We start from the raw sequence: 12,101 nt of genomic DNA on the forward strand, positions 1-12,101 counted from the left end.
AGCCCCCGCTCGAAAGGGGCGCAATTGCGTCACCCCAAAGAAATCAAACTATTCGGCTCCATCAAGAAATCAATGACGTTCATGGTTAAAATTCCATTTTCGTCATAGAAGGCCGGCACAAAATCCTTTGTGACGACAATTTTCTTGAACGAATCCCGAACCGTCTTGAAGGGCCTAATTTCCTGGGTCCTCTTTTCGTTGTCGGGCAATGAAAATGCCGACTGAATGTAGTAACGTTCCGGCCCTAGATTACAGACAAAATCTATTTCAAGATTCTTGCGGGAAACAGAACCGCTCTCGTTCTTTTGCGAAAGCTCCACCACGCCGACATCCACGTTAAAACCGCGATATAGCAGTTCATTGTATATGGCGTTCTCCATCAAGTGCGTTTCCTCGAACTGCCTAAAATTGAGTCGCGCATTTCGCAGACCCAAATCCGCAAAGTAGAACTTCTTCGGTGCTCCGATATACCGTTTGCCCTTGATGTCATAGCGCGAAGCCGAACTTATCAGGAAAGCATCTTCCAGATAATCGATAAATTTCGCTACGGTATTGCGGGTTATCTTGGATTTTTTTTCGCTATGGAACGTGTTCGTTATCTTTTCTGCGCTCGACAGCGAACCCACCGACGAAGACAAGACATCAATCAAGTCCCTTAAATCGTTTTCGTTCCTGATTTTATTCCGCTTGACGACATCGCGAATATAGACTTCGTCAAAAAGACTCGACAGGATGCGGCGTTTCTTTTCGGCATCGCGCTCCTGCGCCACTAGCGGCAAGCCTCCGTAAAGCAGATACTCCGCAAAGCCCTGGTACTTGTCCCCAGAAAAATTTTCCATGAACTCGCTGAAAGAAAGCGGCAACAAATGAATCTGGTCACTCCGGCCTGCAAACTCCGTAATCAAATCCTTCGACAAGAACTTCGCGTTACTTCCCGTTACAAAAATTTCAAATTCTGGTTTCCGAAGATATGAATTCAAGACAGACTCAAACGCACCCAGCTCCTGGATTTCGTCCAGCAGCAAGAAATACCGTTCGCCTTCCTTGATGCACGTTTTCAGATAGTCCATAAACTTTGTCGGATCCACCTGCCTTTTCTTCAATTGCAGTTCAATCGGATTTTCGCCGATTCGTTCAAGGTCCTCGGCGGAATCGAAAGCGAACCGGATTATATGCTCGTCATCCGTTACATTGTATTTCAGGTAGTCGTAAAAGAGGGTGTTCAACAAAAAGGACTTGCCGGAACGACGGATTCCGGTAACCACCTTGATAAAGCCATTCCCGATGGAATGCACCAATTTGTCCAGATAGGCCTGTCTTTTGTACATTTCGCCCTCTTTTAGGAATTATTTTTGCATATTTTATCAATTTTCATTCCTAATATATAAAAATACAGCCTAAATGGACGATTTTAGAGATTTTTTTTGCATATTTTGCAGTTTTTCTTTAATTTTTTTAACATTGCTACGATAGTCCCATTCTATTTTAACCCAAACTGGTATGCCCGAGCCGAACAATTTGGGGTTGAATTCGGGAAACGTACCAAACAAAAAGAACTTTGCGTCGCCGAGAAAAGGGCGCGATATAGGGTGTAGAGTTTTATCGGGGGTTTTAGGGGCCGGGCCCCTAGGCGAAGGAGTAGCGGAAAACACAGGGAGATCCCCGCCTTCGCGGGGATGACATGGGGTTGAAGCGAGGGGGATTCTTCCCCCTTTGTATTATCAGTGCTAGATTCTTCGCTTTCGCTCAGAATGACGCTTTTTAGTCGTTTTTCACTACCATTCTTTCGTCTTTGTAAATTCGCTTCGCTCATTTACCAAATGCTGGCCTCGGTCATGCCCAAGCAAGCTTGGCCGCGACACTCGGCCTACGCATTTGTCGTCTAAAAGCTATCTTGGCACGCTTCGCGTGCATTTAGCACGGCTCGGTCCTATATTTAAAAAGGACGAAAATCACTCCTTCATTAGTCTATTTTTAGAAATGGGTAGGAGATGGGCAACCCGCCGGCTCGGTAGCGCTAGACGCAGTGCATGACATTGGGACCCATCTCCCTCAACCCAGGACCCCGAACAAGTATGCTGGCAAAACGCAGATGCCGAATACCTTTGGACAATGGGGCGTGGGGTGATTACCCGTTAACAATATAGCAAAGGAATCTTAAAATGGAAACATGGGTCGGCATTGACATCTCCAAGGACACTTTCGACGCAGCCTGGATTATGGACGGCAAGAAGATTCATCTGAAGCTGGAAAATAGTTCCAACGGTTTCAAACGTCTTCTGAACGAAGTGCCGGCTGAGTCCCGTTTTGCGATGGAAGCTACAGGAGAATATCACCTGAACTGTGCCAGATACCTATCCAGCCGCGGAAATCCGGTTGCTGTCTTGAACCCATTTGCCGTGAAAATGCATATGCAAAGCGACCTCAGGCGTTGCAAGAACGACAGGGCCGACGCCTATTCGATAGCGAAATTCGCAGCGGAAAAGAATACCGATTGCTGGACATGCCCGACAGACGACGAAATAAGGCTCAAGCATCTTGATGCCGTTATAGACAACTTGCAGAAACAGATCCGTCAAAGCAAGAACATACTGCATTCGCTAACCCAGGTCAATTTACGAGACGACCAGGCCGTTTCCATCATCAAGAAAACAATATCCAGTCTGGAAGCCCTCATGGAAAAAGCCAGGAACAGGCAACTTGAAATGGTCGAGACCGGCAAGAAAGAAGAAATCGCCTTGGCATGCTCCATTCCCGGGATCGGTCTGGAAACATCGCTGAAGTTTTTCACACACGTTGGGAACATCGAAAGGTTTGGCAGTTCCAGAAGCCTGATTTCCTGGATAGGCCTGACTCCACGGAATGCACAATCAGGGACAAGCATCCATAAAAACGGAAGTATTTCGAGAATGGGCTGCACAAGGCTGCGAGGGCAATTCTATATGTGTGCAGTCGTCGCGATAAAATACAATCCTGATTGCAGGTCATTCTATACACGATTGAAGGAATCGGGCAAGCCTAGCAAAGTAGCCTTGATTGCAGTGGCGAACAAGCTGCTTCGACAACTTTATGCAGTCCTTACGAAAAAAGAGGCCTATGTACCAAATTTTTGTACAAAAGCCTCTTGACATTTAATACAGTATGTCATGCCGGTGTGCAAGCACCCCGTCGCGACACTCGGCTTGGGCGGTAATCGCCTTCCTTACGCTTACGCACAAAAAAACGTAGGCTCAAAGAAAGCCTACGTCTGAATTGTATTCGTCTATTGATTAGCGAACGACTTTTCTGTCTTCGGCGGTCATGTCGAGGAAGGCCTGGACAGTCATGTTGCCCTTGTCCCCTTCTTTACGGCGGCGGACAGAGACAACACCATCGGCGACTTCCTTCTCTCCCACGATGAGGAGGTACGGCACCTTCTGCAATTCGCACTGGCGGATCTTGTAGCCGAGCTTCTCATTGGATTCGTCGACTTCGACGCGGACGCCGGCGTTCACAAGTTCCTTCTCGACCTGCTTCGCGTAGTCCACGAACTTCTCGGAAATCGGGAGCACGCGGGCCTGCACCGGAGCGAGCCACAGCGGGAAATCGCCCATGAATTCTTCAATCAAAATGCCGAGGAAGCGTTCGATGGAACCCACGGCGGCACGGTGCAGCATCACCGGCACGTGCTTCTGGTTGTCCTTGCCGACATACTCGGCACCGAGGCGCATAGGCAAGTTGAAGTCCACCTGGATGGTACCGCACTGCCAGTCACGACCGAGGCTGTCCTTCAGCGTGAATTCGAGCTTCGGGCCGTAGAAGGCGCCTTCGCCCGGGTTCAGGATGTAGTCGAGGCCAGCGAGCTTCGTGGCTTCGGCGAGGGCGGCTTCAGCCTTGTCCCAGATTTCGTCGGAACCCACGCGTTTTTCCGGGCGGGTGGAGAACTTCACCACGATATCGTCGAAACCGAAGTCGTGGTAGATTTCCTTCACGAGGGCGCAGAAGTCGGCCACTTCGCTTGCAATCTGGTCTTCGGTACAGAAGATGTGGGCGTCGTCCTGCACAAAGCCGCGCACGCGCATCAGGCCGTGCATGGTACCGGCAGGTTCATAACGGTGGCACTTACCGAATTCGGCAAGGCGCATCGGCAGGTCGCGCCAGCTACGGAGACCCGTGTTGAAAATCTGGATGTGGCAGGGGCAGTTCATCGGCTTCACGGCCATTTCCACGTCGCCAGCGAGCGTCTTGAACATGTTCTCGTTGTACTTGTCGGCGTGGCCGGACTTGATCCACAAAGTCTTGTTCACGATTTCCGGCGTAATCACTTCAAGGTAGCCGCGACGGTCAATCTTTCCGCGGATGTAGTCCTTCAGGGCGTTCACCATCTTGGTGCCCTTCGGATGCCAGAACACCATGCCCGGAGAATGGTCTTCGATGTGGTAGAGGTCCATTTCCTTGCCGATCTTGCGGTGGTCGCGCTTTTCGGCCTCTTCCAGGAACTTCAAATAAGTTTCAAGACCTTCCTTGTCAGCGAAGCAGGTACCGTACACGCGGGTCAGCTGGTCGCTGTTCTGGTCACCGTGCCAGTAAGCGCCCGACATAGAGAGCACCTTGAAATTCTTGAGCTTGCCAGTACTCGGCACGTGAGGGCCGGCGCAGAGGTCTTCAAAGTTCTTGCCCGGTTCGCCAGTCACGTAGAAGCTGAGCGTTCCGTCGCTACCTTCGCGGGCGAGAGCGCGTTCAGCGTTGTCCGTCTTGTATTTGTCGCCTTCGGTGCGCTTCAGTCCGTCGGCGGCGCTGACTTCGCAACGGGTAAACGGACGGTCTTCCTTGATGATTTCCTTCATGCGCTTTTCGATGCGCTCGAAATCCGACTGCTGGATCGGGGTCGGTGTCATCAAATCGTAGTAGAAACCCTTTTCGATAGCCGGACCGTAGGCGAGCTTGGTGCCCGGGAACAGGTCGCAGATGGCTTCGGCGAGCACGTGGCTGCAGCTGTGACGCAGGAGCATCAGTGCATCCGGGTCGTCGTTGCTCGGCGTGATAATCTTGATAGTGCCGCTCTCGGTGAGCGGGCGCGTGAGGTCGAGGACCTTGTCACCGAGCTTAACGCCAAGCGCCTTGCGTGCAAGACCTTCGGAAATGCCCTTCGCAATTTCGAGGCCGGTGGTGCCCGATGCTACGGAACGTACGGAGCCATCGGGGAAGGTGAGTTCGATTTGAGACATAAGTAATCCTTTTTGTGGGCGGTTCTCGCCCGGTTCCCCAGAAATACGACATCTGGCGGTGCGCGCAAAGATAGCTAAAGGCGAGCGTCGCGGCAAACAAGCTTGCTTGGTTTGACATGACATACTGTATTAAATGTCAAGAGGCTTTTGTACAAAAATTTGGTACATAGGCCTCTTTTTTCGTAAGGACTGCATAAAGTTGTCGAAGCAGCTTGTTCGCCACTGCAATCAAGGCTACTTTGCTAGGCTTGCCCGATTCCTTCAATCGTGTATAGAATGACCTGCAATCAGGATTGTATTTTATCGCGACGACTGCACACATATAGAATTGCCCTCGCAGCCTTGTGCAGCCCATTCTCGAAATACTTCCGTTTTTATGGATGCTTGTCCCTGATTGTGCATTCCGTGGAGTCAGGCCTATCCAGGAAATCAGGCTTCTGGAACTGCCAAACCTTTCGATGTTCCCAACGTGTGTGAAAAACTTCAGCGATGTTTCCAGACCGATCCCGGGAATGGAGCATGCCAAGGCGATTTCTTCTTTCTTGCCGGTCTCGACCATTTCAAGTTGCCTGTTCCTGGCTTTTTCCATGAGGGCTTCCAGACTGGATATTGTTTTCTTGATGATGGAAACGGCCTGGTCGTCTCGTAAATTGACCTGGGTTAGCGAATGCAGTATGTTCTTGCTTTGACGGATCTGTTTCTGCAAGTTGTCTATAACGGCATCAAGATGCTTGAGCCTTATTTCGTCGTCTGTCGGGCATGTCCAGCAATCGGTATTCTTTTCCGCTGCGAATTTCGCTATCGAATAGGCGTCGGCCCTGTCGTTCTTGCAACGCCTGAGGTCGCTTTGCATATGCATTTTCACGGCAAATGGGTTCAAGACAGCAACCGGATTTCCGCGGCTGGATAGGTATCTGGCACAGTTCAGGTGATATTCTCCTGTAGCTTCCATCGCAAAACGGGACTCAGCCGGCACTTCGTTCAGAAGACGTTTGAAACCGTTGGAACTATTTTCCAGCTTCAGATGAATCTTCTTGCCGTCCATAATCCAGGCTGCGTCGAAAGTGTCCTTGGAGATGTCAATGCCGACCCATGTTTCCATTTTAAGATTCCTTTGCTATATTGTTAACGGGTAATCACCCCACGCCCCATTGTCCAAAGGTATTCGGCATCTGCGTTTTGCCAGCATACTTGTTCGGGGTCCTGGGTTGAGGGAGATGGGTCCCAATGTCATGCACTGCGTCTAGCGCTACCGAGCCGGCGGGTTGCCCATCTCCTACCCATTTCTAAAAATAGACTAATGAAGGAGTGATTTTCGTCCTTTTTAAATATAGGACCGAGGCGAGCGGGAAGGACTCCGAAGGAGTCCCCAAGGGTCAGATGACCGTTGCCCAGTTCTTGGAAATGACCGCTGACGACCGCAAGGTCGTGCGGTAATAGACCCTATCGTCGCCCTGCGGGCTTCCTCCAGGGTGACATACGGTAAAATTAAAACGCAGACTCAACCGAGTCTGCGTTTTTTTCATATCAATAAAAATCTAAGCCAGTTCGTTCACGTGGTCGAGCACGAGCTTCTGGGCAGCCGCATTGTAGAGCACTGCCTCGTATTCCTCGCCGTTCTTGCCAATGCGCTTATCCACGAGAATCCCCGCGGCAAGGCCCTGTTCCGTAGGCGAGAAGGAGACCTTCCCCACGACGCTCCTGCGTTCTTCGAGCAGGCCTTGCGCCACGAACCAGTCGCGAATCTTCTTGAAGTACAGCTGTTCGATGTTCGCACCCTCGGGGAGCAGTGCATTCAGGCGACGCGCGATTTCACTTACGGGCAGGGGCGATTCATCGACGGCGAAGTTCCCGATTTGTGCTTCCGTCAGGTGGAACTTTTCCTTGCCCGCGCGCTCTGCACGTGCCCCCGCAAATTCGTTGCGACCGTCGGTCGCATTCGCAATGCCCGAAGCCTCGCGGGCAGCACGTTCCGCATTGCGCCTTGCCAGGCGTGCATTCGCCTGCGCCACCGCCTTCTGGATATTTTCAATCACGAACTTCTGTGCATCCATATTGCACTTGGTGTAAATCGAGAAATGCCCGCGGATGTCGGCCTCGGCCCGCACAAAGCCCTTCTCCTCGCCCTGCGGGGTCGGAAGGTTGGTTTCCTTGCCGGCGACGCCCTCCTGCTTCTGGAGGTAGCCTTCCTGCGTTAGCACTTCGGCCACGTCGGCATACATGAGGGGCATCATGCCGCTACCCTCGGGAATGAGCGCGTTTACCCGGCGCACGATGCCCGAAAGCGAGAGCGGTTCTTCCGAGAATTCAAACTTCGCAAGAGTCTCTTCCGTTAGGGCCAGTTCCTGGTTCGCCTGTTCCCGCTTGCGCTTGGGCGTCAGGGGCTTTTCCGCCTTCGCGGCCTTCGGTTTAGGACAAACTATCTGCTGCAGGTAATCCGCAACGTACAGGAGACACTTGCTGATTCGTTCCTGCCGGCAAGTATCATTTTCGGGCAGGGTTTCCTCGGTGAGCGGGTTCACCCCGCAGGCGAGTTTACGCAAGTACATTTCGGCACGTTCCAGTATCTTTGATTCTGCAGCCATTTCCGTTTTCCTTTCTATTTTAGCATTCCTATTTGGCGGTACTACATATTCCGCACATTTTGCCTATGGGACAATATACATCTTTTGCAGGCAAAATAAGGGCTTTTTGGGTAAACCTTTGTAATTTTTGGGCTTTATCGGACACGCCCGTAAACAAAATAGGCCCTTGTTTTCAAGAGAAAACACTTTTGTAACCGCCGGATATACCCCGCAGGCGTTTCGCAATTTAAATTTCTATACAAACAAAGGGAAGGTTCCAATGAACATGAAAAAGATTCTCCTCATTTCGGCTGTCGCGGCACCCGCGATTTTTGCCGCAACGGCATACCAGAACCAGGTCGGATTCATGACCAACGGTCTAAAGCAGATTGCAGTGGTCGATGCCGCCGGCAAGGATGTCGTATTCAAGGACAAGGACGGCAATACGGCCCTCACGGTGAAGGCTCCGGAAGCCTCCATGTGGAAGCCCGCCAACGAGGAAGCATCGCTCGTGGACTTTTCCGAACTCAAGACGCCGGGCACCTACCAGGCATACGTGGGCGACGAGGCCGTGGGCCACCCCATCGTGATTGCCGACAACGCGCTCGAAGACGTGACGAAGGCTTCCATCAAGTTCTTCTACTTCCAGCGTTCTTCCACCGCACTCGAAGAGGAATACGCGGGCAAGTACGCACGTGCCATGGGCACCCCGGATACCGCGGTCATGTACCACGAATCCACCGGCAAGGAAGACCTCACCGGCACATTCAACGGAGCGAAGGGCTGGTACGATGCGGGCGACTACGGCAAGTACGTCGTGAACTCGGGCATTTCGACCTACACCCTTCTGCAGCTCTACCAGCAGAACAAGGCCTATTTCGACACGCTCAACCTGAACATTCCCGAAAGCAAGAACAACGTGCCCGACCTGCTCGATGAAATCCGCTGGAACATCGAATGGATGCTCACCATGCAGGATGACGATGGCGGCGTGTTCCACAAGCTTACCACCAAGCAGTTTGCAGGCATGGTGCTCCCCGAAAAGTCCACCAAGCAGCGCTATGCCATCGGCAAGAGCGTGACCGCCACCTGGGACTTCGTGGGTGTTACCGCTCTCGCAGCCGACATCTACAAGCCCTTTGACCCCGAGTTTGCAGAAAAGTGCGCAAAGGCCGCCGCAGATGCCCGCTGGTGGGCCCGCCAGAACCCGTTTGCCTTCTTTACCCAGCCCAGCGACGTGGGCACGGGTTCCTACACCGACGGCAACGCAGTTGACGAACAGATCTGGGGTGCGGCGGAACTCTACCGCATTTCCCCGAAGCCGGAATTCCTCGAAGACATGCACAAGTACCTGCTCACCAAGCCGCGCCGCAAGCTTCAGGGCTGGCAGACGGTTTACGCACTCGCTGCCTTCACTATCGCCACCAACCCGCAGATCTTCGACGAAGCCGATGTGGATTCCGCAAAGATTCTCATCTTCACGCTGGCCGACAGCTATATTGAGCAGTTGAACAACGGTTACGGTCTCGCCATCGACAACAGCGACTTCTATTGGGGTTCCAACAGCGTCGTCGCGAACAAGGGCATGGTGCTCATTCACGCCTACATCCTGACCAAGGAACAGAAGTACCTCGATGCAGCACAGGGAATCCTCGACTACCTCCTGGGACGCAACCCGCTCGACCTTTCTTACCTTACGGGCTGGGGAGTGAACCAGGTCATGAAGCCTCACCACCGTCCGAGCCAGGGCGACACGGTTGAAGCTCCCGTGCCGGGAATGCTTGTGGGTGGCCCGAACTCCTCTGCCGACGACTGCGCCAAGAAGCTCATCGACAAGGATGCCCCGGCAAAGTCCTACTATGACAATTCCTGCAGCTACGCCACCAACGAAGTCGCCATCAACTGGAACGCTCCGTTTGCCTACCTGGCCGGTTCGCTCCAGGCGATTACCGCCACGGGCAAGGTCTACGAAATCGGCTCTGACACCCCGAAGGCATACGAAGTGGACAAGATTCCGCTGGCCAAGACGAACTTCAGCAAGCAGGCAGAAGGTAGCCGCCTCGTGTTCAAGAACGGCGTTGTCCAGGTCGAAAGGACTCTCCGCGACGGCACCGTCCGCTACTTCAACCTGCGCGGCAAGAACCTCAAGTAAGTTTTCATAACCTCCTCCAAAAAAAAAAGCGGCCCGAAAGGGTCGCTTTTTGTTGAACTTGACCTTGTCACTGCACCGAAGGTGCCCATGCAAATTACAGGAGGAGCTGATCCAGCTGGTTCACGATGGCGGGCTTTCCTTCCGCGTTTTCGAGCACTCGCACGCACTTGCCCGGGAAAAGCGATTCGTCGCATACCCCGCGCTGGTTCTGGATGCGGAGCCGCGCATCTTCCTCGCCAAGCCCGCGGGCGATCAGCCTGCGAAGCCGCACGTCCTCCGGAGCCTTCACAATCCAGATTTCATCGAGCATCGCGACTATCTCGGGTGTACGCGAAAAGAGGGCGGCCTCCACGAACTTCACGCCCGAACCACCCGGAATTTCGCTCATGAGGAAATCCCCCACGGACTTCGTCAGGTAAGGGTACACCAGGTTCTCGAGCCTTTCGCGGGCACTATCGTCCTTGAATATCAGGCCGGCAAGGTACTTGCGGTCGACACCTTCCGGCGTAAGGCTCTCCGCGCCAAACGCCTGCGCAATGGAAGCCCGCAGGGGTGTACTCGTGCGGTACAGTTCATGCACCTGTCTGTCGGCATCGAGCACCATACAGCCACGTTCCCGCAGGAGCGAGCCCACAAAGGACTTGCCCGAACCTATGGAACCCGTGATGCCGATTTTCTTCATAAAAGACATTATAGAAAAATACGACAAAGGAGGGTTCAAGCGATGGCCTGCGGGCTTGCCCCTACCCCTTGCCGAGCGATATAAGGCAAAGACCCGCGACAATCCCGAGCAGGGCCAGGAACTTGAGCTTGCTCTTGCGTTCGCGGAAAATCAAGATACCCGCGATAAAACTGATGAACACGCTCGACCTGCGAAGCACCGTGATGATGGAAATCAGCGCATCGGGATTCCCCACCGCAAGGAAATAGCAACGGTCCGCGATAATCAGGAGCGCCGCCACAGCAAGGAAACTCCACCGGAACTTGAACGGGGTCGTCTTCTTGCGGGTCGGGTACCACGTGAACGCAGTCGTGATGAACTGCACCGCGAGCATATAGACACTGAACCACACCTGCACCGTCAAGGGTTCAAAGTTCATGCGCTGCAATATGAATTTGTCATAAATGCCGCTGCAGCTGGCAAGAAGCGTGCCCAGGAGCATCGAAATCACCCAGCCGTTGCTGAAAAAGTGCCCCATCTCCTTCCTGCCCGCGAGACTCAGCCCGATGTACGAGCACACGCAGACGGCAATCCCCACCCACTGGAGCGGGAAGGGGCGTTCCCCCATAAACCCCACCGCAATCATGATGGTAAAGAGCGGGGCGAGCGCGCGTATCGTGGTCGATATACTGAGCGGCATGTGCGCAATGGCATTGTAGGTAAACAGCCAGCTGAGCCCCACGATGACAGCCTTCGCCATCAGCAACAGGTGGTCGTGGAACGACAGGGGTTCGCAGTGCCCCAGGAACAGGACCGGGAGCATAAAGAGGGCATAGAAGGCGCTGCACAGGCAAAGGACCGGACGTACAGCGTTGTCCTGCACCGACTTTTTCTTGGCCAAATCGTAAAAACCAAGAAACACTGCAGACGCAAAAGCCAGAAACAACCATGACATAGCGCACACAATTTAGAAAATGCCTTGCCAAACTGCACGACAATACTATTTTTTTCAAAAGCAACATTAACAAAAGGAGCCCACATGGGTATCAAAGGTAAAGCATCGTCCCTTCTCGAAGAGTTCAAGGCCTTCGCGTTCAAGGGCAACATCGTCGACATGGCCATCGGTGTTATCATCGGCGGCGCATTCGGTAAAATCGTCACCTCCTTCGTGAACGACATCGTGATGCCGAGCGTAACGGCCATCATCTCCATGGCCGGTGGCAAGGACGCGGGCGAAGGCCTCAAGGCTCTCGCCTACACCACCGCTAACGGCGTGACCATCCCGTACGGCAACTTCATCGGCGGCATCATCGACTTCCTCATCGTCGCCATCGTGGTGTTCATCGTGATGAAGAAGTTCCTCGGATTCATGCAGAACATGCGCAAGAAGGAAGAAGCCCCGGCTGCTCCTCCGGCTCCTCCTGAGCCGAGCGCCGAAGAGAAGCTCCTCACCGAAATCCGCGACCTGCTGAAGAAGTGACACTACGTGTCATCCTGAGCAACGAGGCGTAGCCTCG

10 protein-coding genes are annotated in these 12,101 nt (G+C 53.2%); 4 read left to right on the forward strand and 6 right to left on the reverse strand.

Annotated elements, in window-relative coordinates:
- Positions 1–29: 29 nt before the first annotated feature.
- Positions 30–1,328 carry an ATP-binding protein gene (locus tag CRO08_RS13785; RefSeq protein ID WP_097036668.1) on the reverse strand — a complete coding sequence of 433 codons (1,299 nt, stop codon included), beginning with the start codon at positions 1,326–1,328 and terminating at the stop codon, positions 30–32.
- Positions 1,329–2,162: 834 nt separating this feature from the next.
- Between CRO08_RS13785 and CRO08_RS13790 the strand changes: the two genes are divergently transcribed.
- Positions 2,163–3,128, forward strand: coding sequence for an IS110 family transposase (locus tag CRO08_RS13790; protein WP_097036669.1), 966 nt, complete (start codon positions 2,163–2,165; stop codon positions 3,126–3,128).
- A gap of 141 nt (positions 3,129–3,269) precedes the next feature.
- On the opposite strand, the gene thrS is transcribed toward CRO08_RS13790, so the two are convergent.
- Together thrS and CRO08_RS13800 are read right to left on the reverse strand one after the other, a co-directional pair.
- A complete protein-coding gene (thrS, locus tag CRO08_RS13795; RefSeq protein ID WP_097036670.1) occupies positions 3,270–5,207 on the reverse strand; it encodes a threonine--tRNA ligase in 1,938 nt (645 codons plus the stop codon).
- 136 nt (positions 5,208–5,343) lie between these two features.
- Positions 5,344–6,309 (reverse strand): IS110 family transposase, encoded by a 966-nt coding sequence (locus CRO08_RS13800; protein ID WP_097036669.1) that lies wholly within the window; start codon positions 6,307–6,309, stop codon positions 5,344–5,346.
- Between the two features lie 206 nt (positions 6,310–6,515).
- Here CRO08_RS13800 and CRO08_RS17440 point away from each other — a divergent pair, with 206 nt between their 5' ends.
- Entirely contained in the window at positions 6,516–6,644 is a 129-nt protein-coding gene (locus CRO08_RS17440) for a hypothetical protein (protein WP_255252395.1), read from the forward strand.
- Between the two features lie 101 nt (positions 6,645–6,745).
- Here CRO08_RS17440 and CRO08_RS13805 read toward each other — a convergent pair whose 3' ends face one another.
- The gene (locus tag CRO08_RS13805) at positions 6,746–7,792 is read right to left on the reverse strand and encodes a hypothetical protein (protein ID WP_097036671.1); all 1,047 of its coding nucleotides are present in this window, start codon (positions 7,790–7,792) and stop codon (positions 6,746–6,748) included.
- 265 nt (positions 7,793–8,057) lie between these two features.
- On the opposite strand from CRO08_RS13805, the gene CRO08_RS13810 reads away from it, so the two are divergent.
- Complete coding sequence (locus CRO08_RS13810) at positions 8,058–9,923, forward strand: glycoside hydrolase family 9 protein (protein WP_176495163.1); 1,866 nt, start codon at positions 8,058–8,060, stop codon at positions 9,921–9,923.
- 94 nt (positions 9,924–10,017) lie between these two features.
- Here the strand turns inward: CRO08_RS13810 and coaE are convergent, their stop codons facing one another.
- On the reverse strand, positions 10,018–10,605 hold the full coding sequence (gene coaE / locus CRO08_RS13815) for a dephospho-CoA kinase (RefSeq protein ID WP_097036956.1): 588 nt from the start codon (positions 10,603–10,605) through the stop codon (positions 10,018–10,020).
- A 61-nt stretch (positions 10,606–10,666) separates the two neighbouring features.
- Entirely contained in the window at positions 10,667–11,539 is an 873-nt protein-coding gene (locus tag CRO08_RS13820) for a DMT family transporter (protein ID WP_097036673.1), read from the reverse strand.
- Positions 11,540–11,623: 84 nt separating this feature from the next.
- Here CRO08_RS13820 and mscL point away from each other — a divergent pair, with 84 nt between their 5' ends.
- Positions 11,624–12,064 (forward strand): large-conductance mechanosensitive channel protein MscL, encoded by a 441-nt coding sequence (gene mscL, locus CRO08_RS13825; RefSeq protein WP_097036674.1) that lies wholly within the window; start codon positions 11,624–11,626, stop codon positions 12,062–12,064.
- The last annotated feature ends 37 nt before the right edge of the window (positions 12,065–12,101 follow it).

This window comes from Fibrobacter sp. UWT3, assembly GCF_900230125.1.
Classification (GTDB): Bacteria; Fibrobacterota; Fibrobacteria; order Fibrobacterales; family Fibrobacteraceae; genus Fibrobacter.